Raw genomic sequence first — 14,787 nt, 5'->3', positions numbered from 1 at the left:
TTGAGATGGGATGTTAATAGGATTTGGGCATGCCCAGCGCTTTTTCCGCAACGTAACAAAGGACCAGTTGCGGGCTTACCGGGGCAATCCGGCAAATCATGACCTCGCGCATCAATCGCTCTACGACAAATTCCTTGGCATATCCCATGCCGCCATGGGTCATGACGGCTTGCGTACAGGCTTTAAAACCGGCTTCACCGCCCAGCCATTTCGCGGCATTTGCATATACACCCGATTCCAGACCTGCATCGTAGTTTGCGGCGGCTTTCATTGCCATGAGATAGGCCGCTTCCAGCTCCATCCAGTTTTCCGCGAGCGGATGTTGAATTGCCTGGTTTTTTCCAATGGGGCGGCCGAAAACTTCTCTTTCGCGTGCATATTTCGCCGCACGTTGAAGGGCATTCATCCCCAGACCAATGCCTTCCATGCCAACGAGAACCCGTTCCGGGTTGAGGCTGTGAAGGATATAATGAAACCCTTTGCCTTCTTCGCCGATAAGGTCTTCCTTGGGTACAGGCAGGTTATCAATAAAGACTTCATTTGAATCGACGGCTTTTCGACCCATTTTATCGATGATCCGCACATCGACAAAGTCCCGATTGAGATCCGTATAGAACAGCGACAGACCGTCTGTTACTTTTTTGCATTTTTCCTTTGGAGTTGTTCGTGCCAACAACATGATTTTATCGGCTTCTTGTCCGGTGGTGGTCCAGATTTTACGGCCATTGACCAGATAGTCACCATTTGCTGTTTTTTCTGCACGCGTTTCAAGAGCGGTAGTATTCAAGCCGGCATTTGGCTCTGTCACACCAAAACATGTTTTAACCTCGCCTTTAATCAGAGGGGGGAGCCAGCGATTTTTCTGCTCATCGTTGCCAAAAACCACAATCGGATGTGGTCCAAAAATATTGATGTGAATGGCCGATGCGGCCGACATGCCACCAGATGACTTTGCCACCTCATGCATCATGATAGCAGCTTCGGTCACACCCAGGCCCGCGCCTCCATATTCTTCAGGCATGGTGATGCCGAGCCATCCATCTGCTGCCATGGCACTATGGAATTCAAACGGAAAGTTACCAGTTCGATCAGTTTCCAACCAAAACTGATCGTCGAAACCACTACAGAGTCGCGCCACGTTCTCCCGAATGGCTTCTTGCTCTTCAGTCAGTGTAAAATCCATTTTCCATATCCTTAATTTATATGGCCAACATACTAACATTCATGAATGAATGTTACAATTGGTAAAGTGTATGATATTGATGCTGTCGCGTTAGAAATAAACTATTCTTGACTAGCCGCGTTGATTAAATCTCCGGCCAGCATAGGAGGCAGCGATATTCACTTTCTGAATATCAATGGTGCCTCCCGCTATGCCCCAGCCCCAGCTATCGCGAAGCCGCTGCTCCATGCCATAGGATTTGGAATAGCCATAGGCACCCATGACTTGCAACGCAATACCGCATACTTCTCTGCTGATCTCGTTTGCGAAGCATTTCGCGAGACTGGAATCACGGACAGACGGCAAACCATCATTTGCCTGCTGTGCTGCTCTGTGAATAAGAAGGCGAGAGGCCTCCAACTTCATGGCCATATCAGCTAGCTTAATCTGGATGGCCTGAAAATCAATAATAGCTTTTCCAAATTGCTCTCGCTCCTGGGCATATTCCAAAGCGTAATCAAAAGCTGCCTGGGCAATACCCAGGCACATGGTTGCATTTCCACAGCGCTCCAGGTCAAATGCCTCCATGAGCTTGCCGAACCCTCCCGCCGGGACGATTTCGTTTTCCAGTGGTGCTTTTACATCGTCGAAAAAAATGTCAGCGCTGGGTACGCCCCGAAACCCCATAAGTTGTTCGGGCTCGCCGAAACTGAGTCCTTCCATGCCTTTCTCAACGAATATTGCACCAATACCTTTTGCACCCGGGGCGTCGGACATGCGGCTGTAAACTACATACCCATCAGCATGTCCGCCGCCGCTGCACCAGCGTTTTTGTCCAGATACAATATATTCACCGTCTGTTTTGGTGGCCCGTGTTTTCAAATCAGTTAATGCTGATCCGGCAGCCGGTTCCGACATGCAGACGGCAACAATTTTTTCGCCGCGGCAAACAGCCGGAATAATCCGCTCTTTCAAGGCTGGTGTTGCGAAATGTTCTAGGGCACGAACTGGTCCAACGGAACTCTCGAAAACAGGAAAGGCGACGGCAGCAGAAATTTTGACAAATTCTTCCAGAACAAGCAAAGCCTCGATATTTCCGACGCCCATTCCACCATACTCGGTCGCAATGTTCATCCCGAGAAACCCGAGTTCACCGTATCGCTTCATCCAGTCAGAAGGGACGGGGGTATTTTTCTCTTCCAGTTCCTTTGCCAAGTCGACAAGCTCTGTCGTGGCAAATTTACGCGCCATTTCCTGTAACTGACGTTGATCATCAGTAAGTGAGAAATCCATTTACCTGCTCCTATTTCTTTTTGCTATTTGTGGAGGCTGGGATTTATGTGTCTAAATCGCTAATTCAGCATTTGTTGAGGCAGCCATAAAATTAATGATGGGAAGGCGATGAACAAAGCGATCGTCACCACATCAGCGACAAAAAATGGTCCAATTCCTCGGAAAACATCTCCCAGCGGTATATCTGGTCTGACCCCGTTTACGACATAGCAGTTCAAGCCAATAGGTGGGGTGATTAAACAAATCTCCACCATTTTAACAACTATGATACCGAACCAGATAGGATCGTATCCCAGACCTATAACAGCAGGATATACTACGGGTAAGGTCAGTAATAGCATACCAATGGCATCCATAAACATGCCAAGGATAGCGTAGCCGCAAAGAATGAGGACAATAATCAATGTCGGTGGCAGCGGCAGTCCTAAGATCCATTCGGCAAAGGCTTCGGGCAGGCCGGAAAAACCAAGAAACCGGACGAAGACCAAAACGCCCCAGATGATAGAGAAAATCATCACCGTGAGCTTCGCGGTTTCAAATAAGGCTTCTTTTAAGGCTTTCGTCCGCATACCGTGGAACAAAGCTAGAATAAGGACGACGAATGCCCCGAGAGCGCCAGCTTCTGTTGGTGTCGCCCAACCACCATAAATCGCACTAAAAATAATCCCGATCACAGCGACGATAGGGAGCGTACCGGGGAGCGATTTCATTTTTTCCCCGAAAGTAAAACCTTTAACTGGCGGTCCAAGCTTTGGGTTTACGGTTGCGCGTCCCATAATAATGAAGGCATAAATAAGCGCCGAAACGATGCCTGGAATAAATCCGGCAAGAAGGAGCGCGCCGACAGATTCTTCGACAATAATGGCATAAATCACCAAAATGGCACTTGGCGGGATTAGCGATGCCAGTGTGCCCCCTGCAGCAACGACGCCAGCGGCTAACTTACGGTCATATCCATTCGCGAGCATTTCCGGAATGGCGACGCGACTGAAAACTGCAGCGGTTGCTGTGCTGGCACCCGAGACAGCGGCAAAACCTGCGGCTGCAAAAACGGTTGCAACAGCAAGGCCGCCGGGAACCCAGCCGACCCATTTCTTTGCGGCATCAAAAGCAGCAGTGGTTATTCCGGCGTGAAATGCCAAATATCCGATCAGGATAAACATTGGCAGAACACTCAAGGAATAAAGTGTCGATTTTGAATGGGGGATTGTACCGACAATTCCGGTACCCGCATCCCAGCCGATAATTGATACAATACCTAGCATGCCGACGACGGTTGCCGCGATATAAACACGTACACCTAAAAATACCATCAGGACCAAAAAGCCCATACCGATAAGGCCTGATAAAAGGGGATCCATTTCCATTACTTTTTCCCCTTTTTACGGTAGGTTTCGTCAAATTTTGCTTGTTTCGCCGCTTCTTCACCAAGGGCGTCTTCGATCTCGTGACGGGCTTGAACCGTTACATCCTCAATTACCGGGACAGCTATTACTTTTGCGTCTGGATAAACGAACAAACGAATAAATCCTATGAGTTGAAGTACAAAGCGTCCCCAAAGCACACAAAATGTCAGCGGGATGACCAGTTTTGCCGGCCAGATTGGGAGCTGTACGTCGATAGTGGAATCACCCAGTTCAAAGGCGCGCATAAAATGCAGCCAACTGGTTTCGATCAGTACTGTTATGACAAGGAGGCCAACTAGAGTGGCGAGTGCTTCAAAGAAATAAAGTGGCCGCCTACTGAACTTGGCCATAAACAGATCCATTCGCACATGACCACCTAACCGTTGACAGTAGGCAATTCCGAAAAAGGCAAAAATGACCATCGTTTGTTCGATAAAATCGATATATCCGGGAACCGGCATGTTGAAGAATTTTCGCCCGAAGACCTGAGTCACACCCAAGAGCATGACGCAGAAGATGGCTAGGGCTGAGATACCATTGAGAAAATTCTCAATCTTCGAATACCAATAATCAAAGATCGCGAGCGCTGGGCCGGAAGGTGCGCGCTGCCCTTTTATCTGGGGTTCTGTTATCATAATGAATACTTGATCAAAATAAGAAGAGAGCCCGAATTGACCGGGCTCTCAATCGTTTTATTTGTTAGCGTCAGCAGCTGTTTTGTTGATCAGATCAAGAAGTTCCTGACCAGGAACGCCTTGTTTGTCCATTTCTTCAATCCAATCGTCCCAAACTGGCTGCGCACCGGCTTTGCGGAAATCGCTGAGATCTTCGGCAGAATAAACAATGGCTTTAAGGCCCTTAGCTTCCATCATAGGAAGGTTCTTTTTATCGGCAGCCTCATAAGCGGTAATCAGTGCTTCATAAGCCGGAATTTTCGCATCCAATAGAACTTGCTGATACTGTTTTGGCAACTTGTCCCAGGCAGGAATATTGACAACAACCGGGCAGTTTACCGCTCCGGGTGACAGGTTAGCCGTGTACCATTCCCCAACTTCAGTGAGTTTGTAAGCGACGTGAGCGTAAGTGAAAGGGAACGAAGCGGCTTCTACTGTGCCCCGCTCAAGTGCCGTATATGTTTCTGTTGCCGTCACTGTAGTAGGAACAGCACCAAGTTTTGTCATGGCTTTACCAATTCCGCCAAGGGCACGGACACGCATCCCATTCCAATCCGCCAACGTTAGCGGCGGCTTGCCAACACCAGTAAACTCATACTGTGGAAGCAGCGAGCTCATTAGCAAGAATGCATCCCAGCGTGCCAGATCTTTGACGACAGCTGGATGCTGATAATATGCGTCATGTACAGCAGCTTGCACTTTCAAGTTCGGGAAAGGCAGGAATGGAAGGTCAAGACCCGTAAGTGTCGGATTCTTTGCCGGATGATACGGAGAGCAAAACATGGCCATTTGGAAGGCGCCAAGTTTAATGCCGTCAAGATTCTCTCTTGATTTGGACAATGCCTCACCATAATGGATTTTTATTTTGAATTTTCCGCCGGTCCGCTCGTCAGCCATGTCCCGAAGTGTTTCGATCCCGGCTGTAAATGCACGAGGCTTGCCCCAAACAGACAAATTCCAATTTACTTTTGGCCCGTCAACCATTTCTGCAGCGGTCGCGCCAAATGCGAATCCTGCAACTGCCGTAAGGGCAGCAATAGACGCAATAGTGTTCTTAAACATTTTACATTGTCCTCCCAAAGAACCGTTTGTTGATTACGTTGTTGTTATGATTCCCGCAACATAAGCACGTATCGCGAAGCTTTTCAACGCTATGAGCCAATAAAAATTTAGAATAAATGGTTGTTTGAAAAACATAAAGCCCGGCCAGAGTGAAATTTTCTCGGCGTTAGCGATAGAAAATGGAAACTGCAAATCCACATATTTAGCAATAAGGACAGAAGAATATCGGCCAAGGATGATTTAAGGAAACCATAGGAGTGTAGGCAACAGTCACGTATTGATATTAGTCGCCGGATATTCCATAACATAGTGGGTTTCAGTTCCATATTTTTGGATGATTATGTATATGCAGCCTTCTAGACCCTCTGTTGTGATTATTGCACATGGTTCCTCTGTTTCTGACGGAGCGCAAGAGGCGGCCGAACAGCACGCACTGACACTGCGTCAGAGTAGACGCTACGGTACAGTTAAGGTTTGCTTTTTAGTAGACTTGGATGAGATGCCGGATATGCCGAAGGGTGAAATATTCCTATTACCCTTTTTCATGAGCGGCGGTTTTTTTGTTCGCAAAAAAATTCCTGATTTGTTTCAACTGGTTGATGGCAAGCGGATTGAAAAGGATTACCATTTTTTGCAGTGTGACGCATTGGGACTGGATCCTGGGCTTTCAGGTATTATTATAAAAATGGGGCAAGAGGCGTGCAAGCAAACATACTTAAATCCTGAAAACATACATCTTGTGTTAGTTGCCCATGGTTCCGAGAAATCACAAGCGTCTGCGGCGGCAACACGTCATCAACAACAAGCTGTCGAAAAAGAGGTGGTTTTTGGAGAAGTATCCTCAGTTTTTCTCAACGAGGAGCCGGAGCTGGAGAAATGGCTTGTTTCGCACTCTAATGACGTTAGGCCAAAAATATTAATCGGCTTGTTCGCTGCGGAAGGCCCCCATGCGATGGAGGATGTTCCGGCGGGTATTCGACGGGCGGAAGAGGTAAAACCCCAATCTGCAGCCATACAATATGCCGGCATTGTTGGAACACGCCCTGAAATCGTAAAGCTCGTTCAAGATAGCATCACGAGATGTGCCGCAGCTAACAGACTATAATGTGGGCAAGCTTCACTTCATGCCGATTTATTTGTCTTTTATGGAGTTTTTTGGGAAAAATGACAGAATAGTTTGAGCTTTGCTCGATTATTAGGTATTGCAAAGTATATTTTAGACAATGAGGTCCCTAACGGAATGAATGATCGTAAACCTGCCAAGCCAGTTCGTAAAAATATTACGGCGACAGTTAAGTTTTTTGATGAAGCAAAAGGATTCGGTTTTGTTTCGCCTGCCGATGGATCACCGGATGCGTTTGTCCATATATCCGTACTTCAAGATACATCTTATCAGGAATTTACTGAAGGCATGCGAATCAATTGCGATTTGGCAGACGGCGATCGGGGCCCGCAGGTTGTTGCCATTAACGACCCTGATGAAGATCAGGAAGGAGAAGCGGCAACAAGTTTCAATGTTGAAGTTGAAGGTGTCGTGACAACTTATGTGCCGGAACATAAATATGGATTCGTAACACCCGACGAAGGTGGAAAAGATGTCTTTATCCATATCGATATGTTGGAGCGGTCCGATGTAAAAATGGATGATTTTGGCTTGGATACTCATGTGAAATGCGTCGTGCGACAGGGCGTCAAGGGCCCAATCGCGGATAATCTTGAAGTTACTGAATCTGGCGGGAAAGTATGACAAGAACAGAGACATTGCGGGTCCAAAGATACCTGCGCGAACAGTTTGGAAATGAAAATTTCATTCTCAAAGAGCGGCGGCCGGCTGATGGAACCGCGGAAGTATTGCTAGGGGATGAATTTATCGGGGTCGTGTATCGCGATGAAGACGAGGGAGAAGTCTCATTTGCTTTTCATATGACGATTCTTGATATGGACTTACCGCCAACATCATAGTTTTTTATTTTCTTCATAAAAGTGAAGGCTAAAGCTTCGAAATACTCGGACAGTCGCAAATTTGCGTTTTCTAGGGAAAAGCCTCAGGCGTCGGTTACTTCCAGATCCTCGCAATTGAGATGCTCAAGCTGTATTGTTGCGTGATCAATTTCAAATTCCGAGAGTAAATAACTACTGATTGTCCTGAGGGTTGTTTCCAAGTCTGCCTTGGGTTCAATTTGAACATGCATAGTAACTATGGGCTTTTCAGCTGTTAGGGACCAAGCATGCATATGGTGTACATCAATAATCTCAGGAAGATATGCTATGAGTTTGTCGCGAATTAAACCCATATCCATATTGTCTGGCGTGCCTTCCAGAAGGATATGACCTGAGCGGCGAACCAAAGTGTAGGCGCTTCTCAATATGATCACGGAAACAAGGACTGATAGCAACGGATCTGCAGCCATCCAACCGGTAAACAGGATAATAATTGCTGCGGCGATAGCGGCAATGGAGCCCAGCAAATCACCCATTACATGTAACAGGGCCCCCTGCATATTGACGTTATCACTGTCCCCACGATGTAGAACAAAAAACCCAATGACATTAACCGCCAATCCACAACTGGCAATGATCAGCATTGGTCCAGCCAAAACCTCGCCCGGTGTGATTAACCGTCCGATAGCTTCAAATATTATCCATCCGGCAATAAAGAACAGGGTCACTCCATTGGTGAACGCAGCCATTATCTGAAATCGGTGATAACCATACGACCGTTTTTTGTCCGCGGGTTTTTTCGCCAAACGAAATGCAAACCAGGCTAGACCAAGCGCGGCTGTGTCGGATAGCATATGGCCGCTATCGGCAATAAGGGCCAAGGACCCGGAAATCAGGCCGCCAATTGCCTGGATTATCATAAATCCGCCGGTTAGACACATCACCCAGAAAATGCGACGTTCGCTGTCATCCGTTACTTTTGGCACATGATCGTGATCATGATCATGGCTGTGGGGGGAGGAACTGTCGTCTCCGTGAGAATGCGAATGCGCCATGGATCTCGCTTTTCGATTAAGTCTAATACCGAGTCGTTGGGTTTATGCCGGACATTGTTTAGCACAGACTGACAGGCGGTTTCGACATTTAAGTGTCATATAGGAGTTATAATATGACGAGTTATGTGCAAATTAGTGAATTCCATTTATCAGAATCAGGGAAGTTGGAAATTTAGACATGACAATACGCGTTGGTCTCAATGGATTTGGCCGGATGGGCCGTTTGTTTTTGCGGGCGGCTTTGCAAGAATCGCTTAGCGCCACAGCGGGACGCAGCTTCGAAGTGGTTCATATAAATGAAGTAAAGGGCGGCCCCGAAACTGCCGCTCACCTCCTCGAATTTGATAGTGTACACGGTCGATTTCCCATACCAGTTCTGATCGGGCCGGATTTCATTCAGGTTGACGACAGAAAAATCAGCTTTTCTCAATGGGAAAATCCATTAGACGTCCCATGGACGCAGAAGAATGTTGATATTGTTGTTGAATGCACCGGCAAATTCAAGTCGCGGGTCGTTTTGGAGCCTTACTGCTCAGGAAGTGTCAAGAAAGTCATTGTCGCTGCTCCCGTCAAGGATGCTGATTTGAACATCGTTATGGGTGTGAATGACAATCTGTATGATCCGGATATACATAAGATTATTACGGCAGCTTCCTGCACGACAAATTGTCTGGCACCTCTTGTTAAGGTCGTTCACGAAGCCATTGGCATCCGCCACGGTTTAATCACAACTATTCATGATGTCACGAACACTCAGGTGGTTGTTGATGCGCCACACAAAGATCTCAGGCGGGCGCGGTCTGCGTTGAATTCACTGATTCCAACGTCAACCGGATCGGCGACGGCCATAACAATGATTTACCCGGAACTTGCCGGGAAACTGAATGGAATGGCTGTGCGGGTGCCTTTGCTAAATGCTTCACTAACGGATTGTGTCCTGGAGATGACAAGACCGACGAGTGTATCTGAAATCAACGGATTGTTTGAAACGGCGAGCAAGGGCAATCTCGCTGGAATACTTGGATATGAAACGCGCCCCTTGGTTTCGGCCGATTTTGTCAATGATACCCGGTCTTCGATTGTCGACGCGTTGTCAACTTTAGTTGTGGATGAAACACAGGTGAAATTAATCGCCTGGTACGATAACGAAATGGGATATGTGTGCCGAATGGTCGAGTTGGCAGCAAAAGTTGCGGCGGGCCTTGAATGACGCAAATACGGGATTACGCAATTGTTACTGGTGCGTATTGGGGTCTTACACTGACTGATGGGGCCCTCAGAATGCTTGTCCTGCTGCATTTTCATGCACTGGGCTACAGTCCATTGGAAATTGCCTTCTTATTTGTTTTTTATGAAGTTTCTGGTGTTTTGACAAATTTGATTGGTGGCTGGATTGCCGCGAGGTTTGGTCTACGTATCACCTTGCATGCTGGGCTGGCTATGCAGATAGTCGCTCTTTTTATGCTGTCCTTTGTCGATGCAAGCTGGTCACGGGAGTTTTCGGTCTTTTATGTATTTGTTTGCCAGGGGCTGTCGGGGATTGCCAAGGATCTTGCAAAAATGAGCTCCAAGTCCGCTGTCAAATTGCTTGTTTCTGACAATTCTACATCGACGTTGTTCAAATTGGTTGCTCTGCTAACAGGCTCGAAAAATACGCTCAAGGGTATCGGCTTTTTTCTCGGTGGTTTTCTGTTAATGGCAATGGGTTTTCAGTTTGCCTTGATTGCAATGGCGGTAAGTCTGCTCTTCATTCTAGGTGTCACAATGGCTTTGCTGCGTATGCCGCTTGGTGACATAACTATTAAGCCAGCATTTCGAAAAATTCTTTCAAAGAGTAAGAATATAAATCTGATTTCTGGCGCAAGGTTTTTCCTTTTTGGGGGGAGGGACGTATGGTTTGTTGTCGCAGTTCCCCTTTATTTTCGCGATATACTTGATTGGAGCTATGCTGAAATCGGAAGCTTTATGGCAATTTGGGTTATTGCCTATGGCTTTGTTCAGGTTATTGCTCCCCGAATAATCAAGAAATCTCAGGATGGATTGTCAGACGAAGTTGCTGCGGCAAGCCACTGGGCCTATGGCCTGGCTGCAACACCTCTTTTGATCGCAGCACTCGTTTATTATTTTGTACCAGTTGACTCGTCAGTGGAGAGTGTCGACCTGGCAACTTTTCTCCTTGTTTCTGGATTGCTAGTTTTTGGGGCACTTTTTGCGGTCAATTCATCCTTACATTCATACTTGATACTGGCTTTGACAGAAGAAGAGAATATCACCCTTGACGTAGGGTTTTACTACATGGCGAATGCTGCCGGTCGCCTGGCAGGAACTCTATTTTCTGGTCTTTTCTATCAAATTGGAGGTTTATCACTTTGCTTGACCGGTTCTGCAGCAATGATAGTTGTTGCCGGATTGATTGTAAGGAGAATAGATTTAAAACCACCGGTATTGGTTTAAAACTCTAGTCATTGAATATTTAATTTTGTTTGGCCAAATTTCGACCATCTTTTCTGACTATATTTAATTATTAGTGATCGCGCGTAAATTAGTTGACTTAAATAAAAACTTTCTTATGTCTTACTATTGCGAGCAATGCTTTTTTTGCGGCCATCATGCTTGGATAACGGCGGCCTGCAATTGTTATTGTTTATAGGTGTTTTACGTATTAGTATTGGTTTAGTTACGTTTCTTTCTAAAAGATTAACCTTGGTTAGAGGTTGAGGGGATTAAAATGAGAAATACGCTTAAGTTTGCAATTCTTGGGGCAGCCTCATTGGTGCTGGCCGCTTGTGGTGGCAAATTACAACAGGCGGAAATGGTAACCCCGGGTGGTTCGCCTTTCCAACAAGCACTTTATGGTGGTTATATGGAGCTTGCGAAAGCTGAATATAATGAAGGCGACTATATTGACAGTGACCGTTTCGCTGAAAAAGCCATGGCTGCGGCCAGAGGTGAAAATGTTGATCCTTATCATCCAGAAGAATGGCATCTTCCCAAGGATCGTGAGCCAGTGTTAAAAGGCGCGCGCGAACGTTTGATGGCTGTTAAAGCCACAGGCGTGCAGGACAAACTTCCAAATGAAGTCGCCAGCGCGCAAACAGCATTTGATTGCTGGGTGCAGGAACAGGAAGAAAATAGGCAGCCCAAAGATATTGCAGCTTGCCGTGACCGCTTCGTCAGCTCCATGGAAGTAATCGACAAAATGATGGCGCCAGTCGCCGTTGTTGTTGAAGAAAAAGTTGTTGTTGTCGCGAAGCCGATGATGAAAGATGCCAAGTCATTTGAAGTAAACTTCAACTTTGACTCTGCAACTCCATTGCCAGGTTCTGCTGAGGAAATCGAAGCCGCTGCAGCTTATGTCAAAGAATTCAAGAACCCGAAAATTACGATTGCGGGTTACACGGATACAGTTGGTTCCGTTGAATATAATGACAAACTTGGCGAGCGTCGTGCTGAAGCTGTAGCCTTCATGGGTATGGATATGGGCATCGAAGCAAAACGTATCATCATGCGCAGCTATGGTAAAAAGGATTTGAAAGTTGACACTCCTGACGGAACGCCTAATGCGGCCAACCGTCGTGTGGTTGTTACTGTAGAAAGTAAGTAACTTTGTCTAACTAGTAAGAGGGACGGTGTAATTGGTTTTACGCCGTCCCTTTTTCAATTCTTGGAGAAATCTCATGATTAAAGTTATTACATTGTGTCTTGCGTCATCATTCTTATTGTTCGGGCTAACCGCCTGTGATCCTGAAGTTGGAAGTAAGGATTGGTGCTTGGCAATGAAGGAAAAAGCTAAGGCTGATTGGTCCGCGAATGAAGCGGCAGATTTTGCGAAGAACTGTGTTCTCGCGTCAGACTGATTAAGAAAAGCCGCCGATGAATTCTTCAGGCGGCTTTTTTACTCCTCAAGCCTCACGCTCGGGCAATGGAATTGTTATCGCGTCCGTTTGGTTTAGTATCTTTGATGGGGGTGCAGTAGCTGTTGATCCAGCAATCAGGAAATACACAGTAAAATATCTCACAGCCTTTTGAATTTTCCCATTTTCGATAAATAGGCGATCTGATATATAGATCCCGTTGCGCCCGTAGCTCATCAGGATAGAGCGTAAGATTCCTAATCTTGAGGTAGCAGGTTCGAGTCCTGCCGGGCGCACCATCTTTTCATTTTACCTGAAATAACGTTCGAAGATCGCACTGTATGCCCTTGGCCGGAAATTATTACAGGTGCTGAATTTAGCTTCAATTAAGAGGCAATTCCACCAGTCGGTGGTGGCAAATTCCCCCGGCGACCCTGCCGGAGTGTTTCGGGTGTGACAATAAATATTTTACAAAGCCCGGCAAGAAAAGCGGACATCCAATTTAGAAGGGTATGCATAATGGTGCCTCCGGTTTGCCTTGCTTGCCCAGGCGTAGTGCGGGCAAGCAAAGTGGTTAAATCCCAGAGGAAAATGAATTAAGTGGTCCCTTACATTTGATGCTCTGAGACAGGCAGAATTCTATCAATAATGGTTTATTTTGTCAATCTAATATACCTATTGGAGATGGCGTGTCAGGCCATGTTTTCGGATGGCTTTTGATCGACACCGGTACATAGGATCTCAAATTTTTTCTAGCCAATCGACTTTTTGACGGCTGGTAAGTCGACAAAATCGCCCGGTCTTTTCTCTGCATTTGCTTTCATGGCTTCAAATATTTCTTCCCGCTGAAGCATGCTAGCGTTCCAAATAGCGATGTAATCAAGGCTGTCTGCTACTGTATGATCTCGAGAATAATTCATCATGCGTTTGCAGCCCGTAATGGCAAGCGGTGCCTTGCTGGCAATTTCCGACGCCACCGCCATGACATTTTTCATCATCTCTTCTTGGTCCGCATAAACATTATTGATCAAGCCGACATCTTTTGCCTCGACTGCCAGCATCCGCCGACCCGTATAGGCTAATTCCCGGGCAACGCCGTCGGCGATCAGTTTGGTGATGCGCGGAAAGGTTCCCACATCCGCGGTCATGCCGATATTGGTCTCAAAAATGGTAATAAAGGCATCCTCAGTCGCATATCGCATATCACAAGCCGTGATCAAGTCGACACCACCACCGATACAGCCGCCTTGTATGGCCGCAATTACCGGTACCCGACATGCTTCAAGGGACGTAAAGCTATCTTGCATGTTTTTAACGGTCGCATAGAAATCCGACCCCGCACGAATACGGGCGGCCCGTTGTTCTTCAGGGTCGTCACTCTCTGCTTTTACAAAAGAGCTGACATCCAGCCCGGAAGTAAAGTGGGGGCCGGTTGAGGAAATAACGATTACCCTTGCTTTCGCGTTGTCATCTATATCTTTGACGATTTCCGGCAACTCATCCCAGAAGGACCGGATCATGCTGTTTCTTTTTTCAGGGCGGTTGAGAATGATATGGGCAATGTTATTGTCGATTTGAACATCGAAGCAGCTATACGTCACGGGGTTATTCCTTTCTCACAAATGAGCCGTTTGTTTCTAGTATCATTAGGCTATTTCACCTAAAACTTCAAAGGCGTTCTGCCGTCGATTTAAGTTCTAGCAGGGGTGAAATTAATTCTATCCACCGATCAATATATTGGATTGCGAGGGCAGGATCTTCAGAATATTGATCTTGAATGACAAGTCCCCGCATTAGGCTGCGTGTCATGGTCATCAATATTTCGACATCTTGCTCATACCCTAATTTGGACGTGAATTTTCCTCTGGCCTGTTCGTTCAGCGCATCATTCCAGGTGAGTAAGGTGTCCGAAAGCCTAGTTTGAAGCATGCGATCGGTTCGCGCTGCGACCAGAATTTCCAGCAATGCCCGATACCCCTCCGTGTTTACTAATTTGTGCCAGGTGAGTTTTATATAATCCGCGACGCTATGCGGGACCTCACCTGCATGCTCCGGTGTTTCGAAGGGGCGTTGGAGAAGAAAATTAGCAGTTGCAACCATCAAGTCTTCTTTTGTGGAGAAATGATGTTGTAAAGCGCCCTTGGATAAGTTGGCGAGTGCAGCGACCCGATTGAGGGATGTTTCAGCATATCCATCTCGGACCAGGCAAGCAACCGTCGCCTCACAGAGTGACCGCCGGGCCCGTTGGCTTTTCGCTTGTTGCTTACCGATGGGTTCGCTCTCAATCATCCTAGTTCTTTCATGACAATACGCCCCCCAATGGCGCTATAGTTGGCTGTT

General features: G+C 46.8%; 15 protein-coding genes and 1 tRNA gene. 8 read left to right on the top strand and 8 right to left on the bottom strand.

What is annotated here, in order from left to right; translation table 11 throughout:
* Positions 1-13: 13 nt before the first annotated feature.
* The 5 genes from NBZ79_RS16495 to dctP all read right to left on the bottom strand — a co-directional run bounded on the left by NBZ79_RS16495 (position 14) and on the right by dctP (position 5,597).
* Positions 14-1,183 (bottom strand): acyl-CoA dehydrogenase family protein, encoded by a 1,170-nt coding sequence (locus NBZ79_RS16495; protein ID WP_251933639.1) that lies wholly within the window; start codon positions 1,181-1,183, stop codon positions 14-16.
* Between the two features lie 111 nt (positions 1,184-1,294).
* A complete protein-coding gene (locus tag NBZ79_RS16490; protein WP_251933638.1) occupies positions 1,295-2,455 on the bottom strand; it encodes an acyl-CoA dehydrogenase family protein in 1,161 nt (386 codons plus the stop codon).
* 59 nt (positions 2,456-2,514) lie between these two features.
* Positions 2,515-3,816 carry a TRAP transporter large permease gene (locus NBZ79_RS16485; protein ID WP_420854619.1) on the bottom strand — a complete coding sequence of 434 codons (1,302 nt, stop codon included), beginning with the start codon at positions 3,814-3,816 and terminating at the stop codon, positions 2,515-2,517.
* A 5-nt stretch (positions 3,817-3,821) separates the two neighbouring features.
* Positions 3,822-4,496: a TRAP transporter small permease subunit gene (locus tag NBZ79_RS16480; RefSeq protein WP_251933636.1), complete on the bottom strand. Its 675-nt coding sequence runs from the start codon at positions 4,494-4,496 to the stop codon at positions 3,822-3,824.
* Between the two features lie 57 nt (positions 4,497-4,553).
* Positions 4,554-5,597 carry a TRAP transporter substrate-binding protein DctP gene (gene dctP, locus NBZ79_RS16475; RefSeq protein ID WP_251933635.1) on the bottom strand — a complete coding sequence of 348 codons (1,044 nt, stop codon included), beginning with the start codon at positions 5,595-5,597 and terminating at the stop codon, positions 4,554-4,556.
* A 346-nt stretch (positions 5,598-5,943) separates the two neighbouring features.
* Here dctP and NBZ79_RS16470 point away from each other — a divergent pair, with 346 nt between their 5' ends.
* The 3 genes from NBZ79_RS16470 (at position 5,944) to NBZ79_RS16455 (ending at position 7,559) form a co-directional block, all read left to right on the top strand.
* Complete coding sequence (locus NBZ79_RS16470; protein WP_251933634.1) at positions 5,944-6,702, top strand: CbiX/SirB N-terminal domain-containing protein; 759 nt, start codon at positions 5,944-5,946, stop codon at positions 6,700-6,702.
* A 135-nt stretch (positions 6,703-6,837) separates the two neighbouring features.
* Complete coding sequence (locus tag NBZ79_RS19715; RefSeq protein ID WP_420854546.1) at positions 6,838-7,344, top strand: cold-shock protein; 507 nt, start codon at positions 6,838-6,840, stop codon at positions 7,342-7,344.
* Entirely contained in the window at positions 7,341-7,559 is a 219-nt protein-coding gene (locus NBZ79_RS16455) for a DUF3126 family protein (protein WP_251933633.1), read from the top strand. The genes NBZ79_RS19715 and NBZ79_RS16455 overlap by 4 nt, the downstream gene beginning before the upstream one ends.
* Positions 7,560-7,642: 83 nt before the next feature.
* Here the strand turns inward: NBZ79_RS16455 and NBZ79_RS16450 are convergent, their stop codons facing one another.
* Entirely contained in the window at positions 7,643-8,593 is a 951-nt protein-coding gene (locus NBZ79_RS16450; protein ID WP_251933632.1) for a cation diffusion facilitator family transporter, read from the bottom strand.
* Between the two features lie 178 nt (positions 8,594-8,771).
* On the opposite strand from NBZ79_RS16450, the gene NBZ79_RS16445 reads away from it, so the two are divergent.
* From NBZ79_RS16445 to NBZ79_RS16425, 5 genes are all read left to right on the top strand, one after another.
* Positions 8,772-9,803, top strand: a complete 1,032-nt coding sequence (locus NBZ79_RS16445) for an ArsJ-associated glyceraldehyde-3-phosphate dehydrogenase (RefSeq protein WP_251933631.1) — start codon at positions 8,772-8,774, stop codon at positions 9,801-9,803.
* Positions 9,800-11,047: an organoarsenical effux MFS transporter ArsJ gene (gene arsJ / locus NBZ79_RS16440; protein ID WP_251933630.1), complete on the top strand. Its 1,248-nt coding sequence runs from the start codon at positions 9,800-9,802 to the stop codon at positions 11,045-11,047. The genes NBZ79_RS16445 and arsJ overlap by 4 nt, the downstream gene beginning before the upstream one ends.
* A 274-nt stretch (positions 11,048-11,321) precedes the next feature.
* On the top strand, positions 11,322-12,197 hold the full coding sequence (locus tag NBZ79_RS16435) for an OmpA family protein (RefSeq protein ID WP_251933629.1): 876 nt from the start codon (positions 11,322-11,324) through the stop codon (positions 12,195-12,197).
* A gap of 73 nt (positions 12,198-12,270) precedes the next feature.
* Positions 12,271-12,450 (top strand): DUF3012 domain-containing protein, encoded by a 180-nt coding sequence (locus tag NBZ79_RS16430; RefSeq protein WP_251933628.1) that lies wholly within the window; start codon positions 12,271-12,273, stop codon positions 12,448-12,450.
* A 219-nt stretch (positions 12,451-12,669) separates the two neighbouring features.
* A tRNA-Arg gene (locus tag NBZ79_RS16425) sits at positions 12,670-12,746 on the top strand.
* 453 nt (positions 12,747-13,199) lie between these two features.
* Here the strand turns inward: NBZ79_RS16425 and NBZ79_RS16420 are convergent.
* Positions 13,200-14,048: a crotonase/enoyl-CoA hydratase family protein gene (locus NBZ79_RS16420; RefSeq protein ID WP_251933627.1), complete on the bottom strand. Its 849-nt coding sequence runs from the start codon at positions 14,046-14,048 to the stop codon at positions 13,200-13,202.
* 67 nt (positions 14,049-14,115) lie between these two features.
* Positions 14,116-14,736, bottom strand: coding sequence for a TetR/AcrR family transcriptional regulator (locus NBZ79_RS16415; protein WP_251933626.1), 621 nt, complete (start codon positions 14,734-14,736; stop codon positions 14,116-14,118).
* Positions 14,737-14,787: the final 51 nt, after the last annotated feature.

This window comes from Sneathiella marina, assembly GCF_023746535.1.
Classification (GTDB): Bacteria; Pseudomonadota; Alphaproteobacteria; order Sneathiellales; family Sneathiellaceae; genus Sneathiella; species Sneathiella marina.
This window is presented reverse-complemented; position numbering and strand designations above follow the sequence as displayed.